The following is a 12,170-nucleotide window of genomic DNA, read 5'->3' as shown; positions in this document are numbered from 1 at the left end:
AACCCTCCCCCTCTGCGGGGGAGGGTGGCCCCTGCGTCAGCAGGGGTCGGGAGAGGGGAACCACGCTTCTGGATGAGGCGGAGCCGTTCTGAAGGGCGCCATACTGAGAACCGTCGCGCTGCCCCTCTCCCGGCTCACTCCGTTCGCCACCCTCCCCCGCAGAGGGGGGAGGGTCCAACGCGCGCCTCACCTTGAAACGTCTTCCCGTCAGAGCCGCCTCACAGATCCAGCGGCGCCCCGTGCTGGTGGAACGCCTTCATCCGGCGATAGACCGGCGTGTCGTAGTTCGACGGCGTCTCGGCCTCGTCGGTGATCCAGCGAAAGAGGTCGCGGTCCGGCACCTCGATCAGCAGCTCGAAATCGCTCAGCTCCTCCTCCGTGAGGGTCCCGATCTCGGCATCCGCGAAGCGGCCCATGATCAGGTCCATCTCCCGGGTGCCCCGGTGCCAGGAGCGGTAGAGCGTGCGGCGGCGCCGCGGATCGAGGTCGGCGCTGGTGCGGGTGGTGCCGGTCATCGCTAAGACAGTTCCTCGGGCTGGTCCGGAGCGGCTTTACCGCCCGGGGCGCGGGTGCGAAACCCTGCTCCTTGATATGGGACTCGCCGCATCCTGCGACACCCGCAAGGCCGCAACCGCGGCCGTGTGGTGTATAGAGCCCCCGGTCTCCCTCCGCTCCCGCCCCGATGTCGCTGCGTCCCTCCCTGCTCGATCCCCTGTTCGCCCCCGCGACCGTGCTGCCGGGGGCCGGCCCCAAGGTCGCGGTGCTGATCGACAAGCTCGTCGGCACGCCGGAGCGGCCGGCCCGTGTGGTCGACCTGCTGTTCCACCTGCCCCAGCGCGGCATCGCCCGGCAGCTGCGCGGCTCGATCGCCGAGGCGCCGCCCGGCGAGCCGGTGACCCTCGGCGTCACGGTGGTGGCCCACCGCCCGCCGCAGACAATGGGCGGGCGGAAACCCTTCCGGGTGCTGGTCGAGGACCAGACCGGCGACATCACCCTGGTGTTCTTCAACCTGCCGCGGGCCCGCATCGAGAAGATGCTGCCGCTCGGCAGCCACCGCTACGTCTCCGGCCGGATCGAGCTGTGGGACGGCTTCCGCCAGATGGTGCATCCCTCCCGCATCCTCGACGAGAAGGGGCTGGCCGACCTGCCGGCGGTGGAGCCGATCTACGGCGCCACCGAGGGCCTGACCTCGCGGGCGATCGGCAAGCTCGCGCTCGCCGCCCTCGACCGGCTGCCGACCCTGCCCGAATGGCAGGACCGCTCCTTCCTCGACCGCCAGGGCTGGCCGGCCTTCGCGGATGCGCTGCGCACCGAGCACCGCCCGGCGGAGGCCGCCGAGACCGACGAGGATCTGAAGACTCCGGCCCGCCGGCGCCTCGCCTACGACGAATTGCTCGCCTCGCAGCTCGCCCTGGCGCTGGTGCGCAGCCGGATGCACCGCCCGGCCGGCCGCACCAATGTCGGCGACGGCGGCCTGTCGCGGCGGATCGAGGCGGCGCTGCCGTTCGGGCTGACGGGCGCGCAGACGCGGGCGCTCGCCGAGATTCGCGGCGACATGGGCTCGGACCGGCGCATGCTGCGCCTGCTCCAGGGCGATGTCGGCTCGGGCAAGACCGCGGTGGCGCTGCTCGCCATGGCCTCCGCGATCGAGGCCGGCCGCCAGGCGGCCATGATGGCGCCGACCGAGATCCTGGCCCGCCAGCACGCCGAGCGGCTGCGGCCGCTGGTGGAACAAGCGGGGCTGACGCTGGCGCTCCTCACCGGCCGCGACCGGGCGGCGGAACGGCGCGCGACGCTCTCCGGCCTCGCCGACGGCACGATCCACATCGTGGTCGGCACCCATGCGCTGTTCCAGGACGACGTGGCGTTCCACGATCTCGGCCTCGCGGTGGTGGACGAGCAGCACCGCTTCGGCGTGCACCAGCGCCTCGCGCTCGGCGCCAAGGGCGCGGCGGTGGACGTGCTGGTGATGACGGCGACGCCGATCCCCCGCACCCTGGCCCTGACCTGCTTCGGCGACATGGAGGTCTCGGTCCTCGACGAGAAGCCGGCCGGCCGCCAGCCGATCAAGACCGTCCTGGTCTCGACCGACCGGATCGAGGAGGTGACGCTCGGCCTGGAACGGGCGCTGCCTAAGGGCGACCGGGTCTACTGGATCTGCCCGCTCGTCGCCGAATCCGAATATGTCGACCTCGCCGCCGCCGAGGAGCGGTTCTCGGCCCTGCGCGAGCGCTTCGGCGACGCGGTCGGCCTCGTCCACGGCAAGATGCCGGGCAAGGACAAGGACGAGGCGATGGACCGCTTCGCGACCGGCGACACCCGGATCCTGGTCTCGACCACCGTGGTCGAGGTCGGGGTGGACGTGCCCCAGGCCACCGTCATGGTGATCGAGCATGCCGAGCGCTTCGGCCTGGCACAGTTGCACCAGCTGCGCGGCCGGGTCGGCCGGGGCTCGGGCGCCTCGACCTGCCTGCTCCTGTTCAAGGGGCCGCTCGGCCAGGTCGCCCGGGCGCGGCTCGAGATGATGCGCGAGACCGAGGACGGCTTTCGCATCGCCGAGGAGGATCTGCGCCTGCGCGGCGAGGGCGAGGTTTTGGGCACCCGCCAATCGGGCCTCGCCGCCTTCCGCCTCGCCCGGCCGGAGGCCGACGGCGATCTCCTGGTGGCGGCCCGCGACGACGCGAAGCTGGTCGTGGAGCGCGATCCGGGGCTCAGATCCGAGCGCGGCGAAGCCTTGAGGGCGCTGCTCTACCTGTTCGAGCGCGATGCCGCGGTGAAGCTGTTGCAGGCCGGATAGGAGCCGCCGCGCCATTCCTGTCCCCGGACAGCCCTGTTGCCGGCGGGGCGGGCACGATGACCGGACATTCATCCACCCTTGCACCCGGAATGTGCGCTGGAACACGCCAGCCGCGGCCCTCCGGGCCTAACCTCCGCTCACCTCGCGAGGTCCCGATGCCGCCGCACGATCGTCCGGCGATCGGCCGTGGCGTGTCGTCCTGCCGCGACCCTGCAAAGCCGACCCGACCTTTTCGCGATGCGGCGCCCGTCGCCGCCCTTGCGAGGCTCCGGAGTCTCACCCTGCCCGAAGGGGGTGTCCGATGACCTATCCATGGCCGCATCACCACACCGACGGTTCGGTGCACTATACCCATTGCTGGCCCGAGACGGTGGAGGCCCTGCCGGCCACCGGGCAGGCCAAGCCCGACTGGCGCCGGCGCCTGCGCGGCGCCGTCGGCATGGGCGGCGCCTCCGGCCTCGCCGCCGCGGCGATCTGGTTCGCCATGCTGTGCGATCCCACCGTGTCCCGCGCCGCCCTGCCGCCCTCGGCCGATGTCTGCACCCATGCCGGCCATGCCGTGCGGATCTGGTTCGATGCCGAGACCGCCCGGCGTGCCCGCGTCGCCGAGGCGCCCCACCAGCACGCCTTCAACAGCATGCTGCTGTGGTACCGCTCGGCCGAGGGCAAATGCGCCGCCGGCCGGACCCAGGAGGCGGTGCGCAGCTTCCGGGCCCTGGAGCGGATGATCGCCGGCTTCGACGCGAACCGCGAGGACCGGGACGAGGCGGGACTCTGACGACCGGGCCGACGACGACCTTGCGCATCGGGCCCGTTCGCGCTTGGCTCGCCCGGCGATGACGGGAGGGGCGACAATGGCGGAGGGTCTGACCGTCGTGCTGGTGCACGGCGCCTGGCACGGCGGCTGGTGCTGGGTGCGCGTCGCCGACATCCTTCGAGGGCAAGGCCACCGGGTCTTCACCCCGACCTGCACCGGCCTCGGCGAGCGGGCGCACCTCCTCTCGGACACCGTCACCCTCGACACCTTCGTGCGCGACGTCGCCGGGGTGATCGCGGCCGAGGAACTGACGGAGGTCGTGCTGGTCGGGCATTCCTTCGGCGGCCTCGCGATCAGCGGCGTGGCGGAGGCCATGCCGGAGCGGCTGCGCCATCTCGTCTATCTCGACGCGCTGATCGTGCAGCCCGGCCGCGCACCGTTCGACGGGCTGCCGCCCGAGGTGGTGGCGGCCCGCCGCCGCGCCGCCGCGGAATCGAGCGGGGGCCTGAGCCTGCCGCCGCCGCCGGCCGCGGCCTTCGGGGTGCTCGACCCGGCGGATGCCGCCTGGGTGGAGCGGCGCCTGACCCCGCACCCGCTGAGCACCTACGAGAGCCCGTTGCCGATCCGCGGCCCGGTCGGCAATGGCCTGCCGCGCACCTATGTCGATTGCACCACGCCGTCCTACGCCACCCTGGACGGGGTCAAGGACTGGGTGCGGCGCGAGCCCGGCTGGGGCTGGCGCGACCTCGCCACCGGCCACGACGCCATGGTGAGCGCCCCCGGCCCGCTCGCCCGGCTGCTGATGGAACTCGGCCGGGGCTGACCGTCAGCCGGCAGGCTGACCCTCATCCCATCGTGACGACCGTGCGCCCGGAATCGATCTCGATCAGCCGCAGGCCGAAGCGGCGGCCCTCCTGCGCCTCCCAGTCGGCGAGCACGGCGTTGACCCGCTAAGCAGGCTTGCGTTGGCAGGCCAACGCAAGCCTGCTTAGGTTCTCGTTTTGTCGCAGATTTTTATCGCCGAACCGGTGACCACTTCGGCGAAATCTGCTTAGGGGCCGTGCTCGGCCAGGGTGCGGGTGCCCACCGGCTCCGCGATGGCGTGCCGGATCTCGCCCATCAGCCGGTCGCGGGCCTGCGCCCCGGCGGGTCCGGCGGCATCGCAATAGGCCGTCACGATCTGCTCCGACAGGGCCTCGATCACGGCCTGGTTCACGGAGGTCATGCCCATGCGGCGCTCTCCTGCTTGGCGGGGCGATCCCGTCCGGACCGGGACAACGCGGCGGAGCCCGGGCGGTGCCGCGTTCACCCCGCCTGCTGCTGGCCGGCGGCGCGGTGGGCGGCGAGCGTCACCACCTCGGCGGAGGGGGCTTCCTTCTGACCCTGGCCCATCATGAAGATCACCGGGTTGCGCGGCATGTAGCCGGGGTTGCGGCGCAGGCTCAGCAACGGCTGCAACTCCACCGCGGTCAGGTCCTTCGGCGTGGCGTCGCGCCAGACATGGCCGGGCGAGGCGGCCCGGCCGAAGGGCCACCAGGAACGGCGCTCGGTCTCGACCTGGAGGACGAGCTTGCCGGTGAGAGTCTTGCGGAAATTGAAGCGACCCGTGATGGCCATGACGGCTCCTCCATTCCCGCACACCCGGTCCAGACCATCTGGACCCGTACAGCTTAGCACGGCACTCACAGGGAGCGGCCCCGCGTCATGGATCGCCCGACGAGGATCCACGGCCGCGCTGCCGCACCACCCTCACTTAACGGTTGCGATGCCGAAACGCTCCCTCACCCTCGATGCCGCGCTGATCGCCCGGGCCCATCCGCACCCGGTGACCGAGGACGGGCGCGGGCCCGGCTACGGCATGGCGCTGATGGGCGAGCCGGAGGCCGATGCCCGCCTGGAGGCGGTCCTGGCGGAGAAGCCGGGCGATCCGGGCAGCCTGTGGCTCTTTGCCTACGGCGCCCTGATGTGGCGGCCGGACTTCCCGTTCGCGGAACGCCGCGCGGCCCGGGTGCGGGGCTGGCACCGCCGGTTCTGCCTGTGGCAGCGGGGATTCCGCGGCACGCCGGAGCGGCCCGGCGTGATGCTCGCCCTCGACCGGGGCGGGCAGTGCCGGGGCCTTGCCTATCGCCTGGCCGGCGACGACCTGCGGGCGGCGTTGCGGCCGGTCTGGCGACGGGAGATGCGCGGGCGCGGCTACGAGGCCCGCTGGCTCGACGCCGAGACCGCGGGTGGCCCGGTGCCGGCCCTCGCCTTCGTGGCCGACCGGGCCGGCGCCCGCTATGCCGGCCGGCTCGGCGACGCGGAGATCGCCGACCACATCGCCGCGGCCTGCGGCCCGATCGGACCGAGCGCCGAGTATCTGCTCAACACGGTGGCGGCCTGCGAGGCGATGGGCATTCGTGACCGCCACCTCTTCACGATGCAGGCGCTGGTGGCAGAACGGCTCGCCGCCGGCGAGCCCGCCGATCAGAACAGCCCGACGCCGATGCCGGGCTGCGGCCGCGGCGGGTAGCCGTAGGGGCCGGTCGAGACGCCGTAATAGGGCAGGACCGGCGCATAGCCGAAGCCGAGGAGCGGGCGGGGCGGCGGCTCGGCCAGAAGCGTGGTCGCCTGCACCTCGACCGCCACGGGCGGCGGAGGCGGCGGCGCCGGCCAGCCGGCGGAGGCGTCCACCCCGCCGCGCCACGCAGGGCTGGCGGGCATGTCGGCCGCCATCGCCGGCAGGGCCGTGAGGACGGCCGCCAGGGGCAGCCAGGCCAGCGTCGTGCGGAGCGTCATGGTGCGAAACCTCGGGTAGGACGGTCGTATGGACAAGCTTCACCGCGACAAGCGTCACGGGGGCGTGCCGGTTCCCCGGACGATGCTCTAGAGTGGTGAACGAACCGGAGCCGAAGCCGCGCATGACCGATCAGCCTGCGTTCTACGACGACCTCGCGGGCTGCCTCGCCGAAGCCTGGCGCCGGCTGGAGGAGGGGGCGGCCCACCAGAGCGGCTTTCACGCCCCCGCTCTCGCCACGATCGGCCGCGACGGCGCCCCGCGCCTGCGCACGGTGGTGTTGCGCGGCGTCGACCGGGCGAGCCGCACCTTGCGGGTCCATTGCGATGCCCGTTCCGACAAGGCCGCCGAGATCGCCGCCGATCCCCGGGTGGCGCTCCACGTCTACGACGCCGCGGCCAAGATTCAAGTCCGGATCGAGGGCCGGGCCAGCCTGCACGGGCAGGACGCTTTGGCCCGCGCCGCCTGGGCCGCGTCGCGGCCGTTGAGCCGGGTCTGCTACGGGACCGTGCCGGGCCCCGGCACGCCGTTGCCGGCGGGCGGCGCCTATGCCCTGCCGGAGGACGCCGCCGCCGGGGAGGCGGGATTTGCGGAGTTCCGCGTCGTCGTCCTCACCGCCGCCCGGCTCGACTTCCTGTACCTCGCCCGCCAGGGCCACCGGCGGGCCCTGTTCCGCTGGGATGGAGAGGCGCCGGCGGCGACCTGGCTGGCGCCGTGACGCCCGCTCTCAGCGCAGGGTCACCCGCATCGGCATGCCCTCCGCCGGGCGCAAGGTGATGCGCTGCTTGAGCTCCGGCTGGTAGCCGGGCCGCAGCGAGAACCGGAGCGCGCGGACCAGCACCGCCAGGATCGCCACCGCCTCGGAGAGCGCGAAGCCCATGCCGATGCAGATCCGCGGGCCGGCCGCGAAGGGCAGGTAGGCGTAGCGGTCGCGGGCCTTCACGGCGTCGGGGGCGAAGCGGGCGGGGTCGAAGCGCTCCGGCTCGTCCCACAGGGTGGCGTGGCGGTGCACGGCGTAGATCGGGATGGTGATCGGCGTGCCGGCCGTGACCGCGATCCCGTCGAGATCGACGTCGCGGATCGCCGCCCGCACCACCACCGGCACCGGCGGATAGAGCCGCATCGCCTCCAGGATCACCTGGCGGGTATAGGGCAGGGCGTCGACATGCTCGGGGCGCAGCGGGCCGCCCCCGGTGGTCGCCTCGACCTCGGCGGCGATCAGCGCCTCGCTCTCCGGATGGTGGGAGAGCAGGTAGAACGCCCAGGTGAGGGCGAGCGCCGTGGTCTCGTGCCCGGCGGTCACGAAGGTGAGCAGGTTGTCGGCGACGTCGCGGTCGTCCATCGCCTGGCCGGTCTCCGGGTCGCGGGCGGCCAGCAGCAGGCTCATCAGGTCGTTGCGCCCCTCGGTGCCGGTGCGGCGGCCTTCCGCGGCGAGGCGCACCAGTTCGTCGCGCAGGTACATCTTGGCCCGCTCGGCGCGGGCCCGGCCCGGGAACGGCATCCAGGCCGGCGCCCGCAAGAGCGTGAGCGCGATGACCCAGCTGGTTGATTCGAGGTAGTCGGTGATGCCGCGCTCGACCCGGGCGGCGTCGATCGGGCCGGGTCCCGACAGCATCGTCTCGACAATGATCTCGAAGGTGGTGCGCATCATCGTGCGGGCGATGTCGATCTCGGTGCCGGGCGCGGCCGCGAGCGCGTCGCGGGTGCGCTCGGCGGCGGCGATCATCGCCGGCACGAAGCTGCGGATGCGCTCGGCCCGGAAGATCGGCGCCGCCGCCCGGCGCTGCCAGCGCCACCGCGCCCCGTCGGCGGTCAGGATCGCGTCGCCGAGGGCCGGCGAGAGGGCGCGGCGCAGCACCTCCGACTTCTCGAATGCGTCGGCCTCGTCCACCATCACCCGGCGGATCAGGTTCGGGGCCATCACGAACAGGCTGGAATTGCCGAGGAAGGCCGAGATGTAGTGCGGCTCGCGGTAGATCGTCTCGGGCCAGGCTTCGAGCGGGTTGCGCATCAGGGCGCGCAGGAAGCGCCATGGCCCGAGCGGCCGGGCCGGCGGCGTGATCCGGGCGAGGACCGGCCGCGGCCCCTCGGGCGCCGGACGGACATGGGACGGATGCGCGGTCATGGCTCGCCTGGGTTCGGGGGGTCCCGACGGACACCGGGAGCCCGCCCCTTGTTCTATCCCATCTGGGCGCGAGCGTGACGGGGAAACACGGGGGACGGGTGCGCGTTGGCACCGACACCGACGGAGCCTTCAATGCAGGCCGCCTTCGACCGAACGACCCTCGACCGCCTGGTCGCCCTGGGCAAGAGCCGGGGCGGGCTGACCCCCGACGACCTGCGCCGCGCCCTGCCGGTGGACCGGATGAGCGCCGAGGACATCGCCCTGGTGCTGATCGAGCTGGAGGAGGCGGGCGTCCCGGTCGATCCGGACGAGGCCCTGCTGACGCCCGGCCGGCCGCTGCCGCCCGCCGGCACGGTCCGGCTGCCGGAGCCGGGGGCGGCCGAGGCGGCTCCGCCCACCGCCGAACCGACGAAAGCCGCGACGGCCGCAAGCGCGCCGGAGACCCACGCCGCGGCGCCGCCGAAGCCCGGAGGCGGCGCGCACCGGGCGGTGGTGTGGGCGGGCGTGGCGGCGCTCGTCCTCGTGCTCGTCGTCGTGGCGCTGTGGGCGGGGCGAGGGTGAGGGAGCCTCCCGCCCGCGGCCTCGTCCTGAAGTGCCGGCGATCACAGATCGCACCCGATCGAAAATCGGCTGACCTCAAAGGATGCATCTACGACGCGGCAAGCCCAATCAGCTTGATCACTCAGCTTGATCACATGACGGGCTGCCGTAAACGAAGGACCGCTCGGGACCGGAAGCAGATGCAGCACGCTGCTCCAAGCGACCTTGCCAGCCGCCGTTGCGGTGGGAACGACGCTCGATCGGATGTTCAGGCGATGATAAGATTGTGCTCGATGATGTTCGTGGCTGCTGTTTTCAGTGCTTCAGCCGCCCGCTCTGAGGAATGGCCGAAGTCGAGGGGATGCACGTTCAAATTAGGATCAGGAAGAGACAGCATCAAATCTGGAGAGAAATTTACCACCCCGAGAGGGTATATTTTTATAAGAGCATTCGACCTGGCTGCGTGGAAATCCGAGAGAGACAAGTCACATTCGGGTCAAATAAGGAGCAACAAATCAGGCGCGGAGGCGACCGGCGCCATTCGAGTGACCGCCGACACAGTGATGATTGCAAAAGAATTTATGGAAGTGTGTTTTGGAGATGTTTTTGAGGGCGCGGTAAAACATCCTGAATTTGGCGATGCTTATATTGTAAATCTTCCGAATTTTTAGATGCCATAAAAATAATTAATTTATGCAATTGTGAAATACAAGTCCAGAATTTCGCAATGTACTATATTTATTAAAATATATCACATTTGTTGCAAAATAGTTTGCCTGATCGATCTCTGGAGATCTCGAACGCACCGCGCCATTCCGGGGCCGCGAAAGCGGAGCCGGGAATGCCGCAGGGTGTCAGGATTGTCGATCGATTCAAATAGGCTCTCAGGATGAGGGCGCGACTGGGGGAACCGATCCCTCGGCGTCCCAAGGTCCCGTCATCCATCGTCGTGTGAGCAACGCCCGGCAAGTGGCGGGCGATCGGCCCGCCCCTATATCCGTCGGCTCTCGGAGACCCCCAGCCATGACCGGCCCCGCCTACCGCTTCGGCATCGAGGAGGAGTTCTTCCTGGCGGATGCCGCGACCCGGGGCACGCCCCGCTCCGGCGTGCGCGGCTTCCACGCCGCCGCCAAGGCGCTGCTGCCGGCGGCCGAGCGCGAATTGTTGCAGAGCCAGATCGAGATTGCGACGCCGCCGGCCACGACCCTGGAGGAGGCCAGGGCCGGCCTCGCCTCCTTGCGCCGGGGCCTCGCCGAGATCGGGCGGGTGCACGGAATCCTGGTCCTTGCCGCCGGCACCCATCCGGGCGCCGCCTGGGACGCGCAGCGCCCGACCGACGGCAGCCGCTACCATGACATCCTCGACGAGGTGCGGATGGTCGGCCGGCGCACGCTGGTGAGCGGCATGCACGTCCATGTCGAGGTGGCGCGGCCCGACGACAGGGTCGACCTGATGAACCGGCTGCTGCCGTTCCTGCCGGTGCTCCTCGCCCTCTCGGTCTCCTCACCGTTCTGGCAGGGGCGGGAGACCGGCCTTGCCGGCTACCGCCTCAGCGTGTTCGGCGAGATGCCGCGCACCGGCCTGCCGGACCTGTTCGCGTCGGCCGCCGAGTTCGAGCGCTACGTCGCCGTGATGGTGCAGGCCGGGGCGATCCAGGATGCGAGCTTCCTGTGGTGGCACCTGCGGCCCTCGATCCGCTACCCGACGCTCGAATTGCGCATCGCCGACAGCTGCACCCGGGTCGAGGACGGGGTCGCGATCGCCGGCCTCTACCGCTGCCTCGTGCGCGCCGCCGAGCGCCGTCCCGACCTCCATGCCGGCCTCGACGGGGTCGCCCGGGCGGTGATCCGCGAGAACCTGTGGCGGGCCCAGCGCGACGGCGTGCGCGCCGCCCTGATCGATCCGGAGGCCGGCCGCGCGGTGCCGTATGGCGAAGCCCTGGAGGCGGTGCTGGCGCAGATCTCCGAGGATGCGGCGGAATTGGGCTGCGGGCCAGCCCTCGACGCGGCCCGCCGCATCGCCCGGGAGGGCACCAGCGCCGATCGCCAGCGCGCGGCCTACGCTGCCGCGCGGGGGGAGGACGGCGCGGACGCGGCCGGCATCGCCGCGGTGGTGGATGCGCTGGCCCGGGAGACGGAGGGGCGGTGACGCCGGACGGACCTCATCCCATCGGCCCACGATGCTGACGCATCGGGCCGATCAGCCATCTCGAATTGCCGGGATCGAACCAGAGGTTTGGCGAAAATCCGAGAACGGCACCAACGGTCGCTGTCCTTCGACCGTTGGGATCACACCCGGCACAGCCGGGCGAGGCGCCGGCCGGAGACCCGGCCGCGGGGCGTGCCGTCGCCCTGCACCGCCTCGCCCGCGAGCGCGATCCGGGTCGGATTCTCGATCAGGGTGTAGCGGGTGCGCAAGGCCGGCAGGCCGAACTGCACCGCCCAGAGCCGCAAGGCGGCGCAGAAGCTGCGCAGGGTCTCGGGCCCCGACAGCCGCGGATCGAGCACCGGCGCGACCTCGGCGGCGCCGTAGGGCAGGGCGCGGAAGCCCGCGAGCAGGCCGGGGCGGCCCTCCGCGAGGGTGAAGGCGGCGGTCGATTCGACGCCGAGCGCCCCGGCGCGGTCCGGCGGGACGGTGGTCAGCGCGACGCTCAGGGGCTGCTCGGCCACCAGCACCACGGCGCGGTCGGGCGCCCCGGCGAGATCGACCGCGAGCGGGCGATAGCCGGATCCGGGCTCGCGCGGGGTGGTGAAGACGAGGCCGATCAGGTCGAGGGCGGCGGCAGAGCCCGAAACCCGATCCGGGTGGGCGATCCAGCCGATCAGCCGCTCGCGCTGGGCGCTGCGCTCGGCCGCCACATCGGGGATCTGGATGTCCGGATCCGCCAGCGTGCCCCGGATCGGCGCATCGAGATCCGGGAGCGCGGCCGAGCAGACCGGGCAGGGCCGTTCGGGGGGCTGGCGCGGATCCGGGACCGGGCGGTCCTGCGGGCGGGCCGGGGGCAGGTGGACCGGCATCTCGGCCGACCCCTGCACGTCGTGCGGCGCCGGCCCGCGCGGCTCCTGATTGTGAGACTCGTGCCTTGGAGCCTCTTGCCTTTGAGACTCGTGCCGCTCGGGATCCTGCCCACGCGATCCGGGCCCGGCCGGCACCGCCTCCACGGCCGGGCGCGGAT

14 protein-coding genes are annotated in these 12,170 nt (G+C 71.9%); 8 read left to right on the top strand and 6 right to left on the bottom strand.

From position 1 onward, the window contains the following. Positions 1-218 precede the first annotated feature (218 nt). On the bottom strand, positions 219-515 hold the full coding sequence (locus tag VP06_RS25085) for an FAD assembly factor SdhE (protein WP_048466531.1): 297 nt from the start codon (positions 513-515) through the stop codon (positions 219-221). A 167-nt stretch (positions 516-682) separates the two neighbouring features. Here VP06_RS25085 and recG point away from each other — a divergent pair, with 167 nt between their 5' ends. The 3 genes from recG to VP06_RS25070 all read left to right on the top strand — a co-directional run bounded on the left by recG (position 683) and on the right by VP06_RS25070 (position 4,377). Continuing rightward, a complete protein-coding gene (gene recG, locus VP06_RS25080) occupies positions 683-2,797 on the top strand; it encodes an ATP-dependent DNA helicase RecG (protein WP_048466530.1) in 2,115 nt (704 codons plus the stop codon). 301 nt (positions 2,798-3,098) lie between these two features. Continuing rightward, positions 3,099-3,575 carry a hypothetical protein gene (locus tag VP06_RS25075; RefSeq protein ID WP_197093282.1) on the top strand — a complete coding sequence of 159 codons (477 nt, stop codon included), beginning with the start codon at positions 3,099-3,101 and terminating at the stop codon, positions 3,573-3,575. Between the two features lie 76 nt (positions 3,576-3,651). After that, positions 3,652-4,377, top strand: a complete 726-nt coding sequence (locus VP06_RS25070) for an alpha/beta hydrolase (protein ID WP_048466529.1) — start codon at positions 3,652-3,654, stop codon at positions 4,375-4,377. A gap of 228 nt (positions 4,378-4,605) precedes the next feature. Here the strand turns inward: VP06_RS25070 and VP06_RS25065 are convergent, their stop codons facing one another. Continuing rightward, complete coding sequence (locus VP06_RS25065) at positions 4,606-4,785, bottom strand: hypothetical protein (RefSeq protein WP_048466528.1); 180 nt, start codon at positions 4,783-4,785, stop codon at positions 4,606-4,608. Between the two features lie 74 nt (positions 4,786-4,859). Further along, positions 4,860-5,171 carry a hypothetical protein gene (locus VP06_RS25060; protein WP_048466527.1) on the bottom strand — a complete coding sequence of 104 codons (312 nt, stop codon included), beginning with the start codon at positions 5,169-5,171 and terminating at the stop codon, positions 4,860-4,862. 148 nt (positions 5,172-5,319) lie between these two features. Between VP06_RS25060 and VP06_RS25055 the strand changes: the two genes are divergently transcribed. Next, a complete protein-coding gene (locus tag VP06_RS25055) occupies positions 5,320-6,066 on the top strand; it encodes a gamma-glutamylcyclotransferase (RefSeq protein ID WP_048466526.1) in 747 nt (248 codons plus the stop codon). Here the strand turns inward: VP06_RS25055 and VP06_RS25050 are convergent. Continuing rightward, positions 6,021-6,332 (bottom strand): hypothetical protein, encoded by a 312-nt coding sequence (locus VP06_RS25050; RefSeq protein WP_048466525.1) that lies wholly within the window; start codon positions 6,330-6,332, stop codon positions 6,021-6,023. The two genes, VP06_RS25055 and VP06_RS25050, sit on opposite strands and share 46 nt — an antisense overlap. Positions 6,333-6,454: 122 nt before the next feature. Here VP06_RS25050 and VP06_RS25045 point away from each other — a divergent pair, with 122 nt between their 5' ends. Further along, positions 6,455-7,048, top strand: a complete 594-nt coding sequence (locus tag VP06_RS25045; RefSeq protein WP_048466533.1) for a pyridoxamine 5'-phosphate oxidase family protein — start codon at positions 6,455-6,457, stop codon at positions 7,046-7,048. Positions 7,049-7,057: 9 nt separating this feature from the next. Here VP06_RS25045 and VP06_RS25040 read toward each other — a convergent pair whose 3' ends face one another. After that, complete coding sequence (locus VP06_RS25040) at positions 7,058-8,455, bottom strand: cytochrome P450 (RefSeq protein WP_048466524.1); 1,398 nt, start codon at positions 8,453-8,455, stop codon at positions 7,058-7,060. Between the two features lie 132 nt (positions 8,456-8,587). Here VP06_RS25040 and VP06_RS25035 point away from each other — a divergent pair, with 132 nt between their 5' ends. From VP06_RS25035 to VP06_RS25030, 3 genes are all read left to right on the top strand, one after another. Further along, positions 8,588-9,016 carry an RNA polymerase sigma factor region1.1 domain-containing protein gene (locus VP06_RS25035; RefSeq protein WP_048466523.1) on the top strand — a complete coding sequence of 143 codons (429 nt, stop codon included), beginning with the start codon at positions 8,588-8,590 and terminating at the stop codon, positions 9,014-9,016. Between the two features lie 179 nt (positions 9,017-9,195). After that, on the top strand, positions 9,196-9,666 hold the full coding sequence (locus VP06_RS36635) for a hypothetical protein (RefSeq protein WP_156295759.1): 471 nt from the start codon (positions 9,196-9,198) through the stop codon (positions 9,664-9,666). A 352-nt stretch (positions 9,667-10,018) separates the two neighbouring features. After that, complete coding sequence (locus VP06_RS25030; protein WP_048466522.1) at positions 10,019-11,143, top strand: carboxylate-amine ligase; 1,125 nt, start codon at positions 10,019-10,021, stop codon at positions 11,141-11,143. A 140-nt stretch (positions 11,144-11,283) separates the two neighbouring features. On the opposite strand, the gene VP06_RS25025 is transcribed toward VP06_RS25030, so the two are convergent. Beyond that, a partial coding sequence (locus VP06_RS25025; RefSeq protein ID WP_210168129.1) for a hypothetical protein occupies positions 11,284-12,170 on the bottom strand: 887 nt, incomplete at its 5' end.

Origin of the sequence: Methylobacterium aquaticum (genome assembly GCF_001043915.1) — a bacterium.
GTDB lineage: Bacteria > Pseudomonadota > Alphaproteobacteria > Rhizobiales > Beijerinckiaceae > Methylobacterium > Methylobacterium aquaticum.
The sequence above is the reverse complement of the archived record's forward strand: the minus strand, read 5'-3'. Positions and strand labels throughout refer to the sequence as shown.

Bases quoted from the DNA above. Each gene is read 5' to 3' on its own strand.
- VP06_RS25085 (WP_048466531.1), bottom strand. From the start codon at position 515: ATGACCGGCACCACCCGCACCAGCGCCGACCTCGATCCGCGGCGCCGC.
- recG (WP_048466530.1), top strand. From the start codon at position 683: ATGTCGCTGCGTCCCTCCCTGCTCGATCCCCTGTTCGCCCCCGCGACC.
- VP06_RS25075 (WP_197093282.1), top strand. From the start codon at position 3,099: ATGACCTATCCATGGCCGCATCACCACACCGACGGTTCGGTGCACTAT.
- VP06_RS25070 (WP_048466529.1), top strand. From the start codon at position 3,652: ATGGCGGAGGGTCTGACCGTCGTGCTGGTGCACGGCGCCTGGCACGGC.
- VP06_RS25065 (WP_048466528.1), bottom strand. From the start codon at position 4,785: ATGGGCATGACCTCCGTGAACCAGGCCGTGATCGAGGCCCTGTCGGAG.
- VP06_RS25060 (WP_048466527.1), bottom strand. From the start codon at position 5,171: ATGGCCATCACGGGTCGCTTCAATTTCCGCAAGACTCTCACCGGCAAG.
- VP06_RS25055 (WP_048466526.1), top strand. From the start codon at position 5,320: ATGCCGAAACGCTCCCTCACCCTCGATGCCGCGCTGATCGCCCGGGCC.
- VP06_RS25050 (WP_048466525.1), bottom strand. From the start codon at position 6,332: ATGACGCTCCGCACGACGCTGGCCTGGCTGCCCCTGGCGGCCGTCCTC.
- VP06_RS25045 (WP_048466533.1), top strand. From the start codon at position 6,455: ATGACCGATCAGCCTGCGTTCTACGACGACCTCGCGGGCTGCCTCGCC.
- VP06_RS25040 (WP_048466524.1), bottom strand. From the start codon at position 8,455: ATGACCGCGCATCCGTCCCATGTCCGTCCGGCGCCCGAGGGGCCGCGG.
- VP06_RS25035 (WP_048466523.1), top strand. From the start codon at position 8,588: ATGCAGGCCGCCTTCGACCGAACGACCCTCGACCGCCTGGTCGCCCTG.
- VP06_RS36635 (WP_156295759.1), top strand. From the start codon at position 9,196: ATGCAGCACGCTGCTCCAAGCGACCTTGCCAGCCGCCGTTGCGGTGGG.
- VP06_RS25030 (WP_048466522.1), top strand. From the start codon at position 10,019: ATGACCGGCCCCGCCTACCGCTTCGGCATCGAGGAGGAGTTCTTCCTG.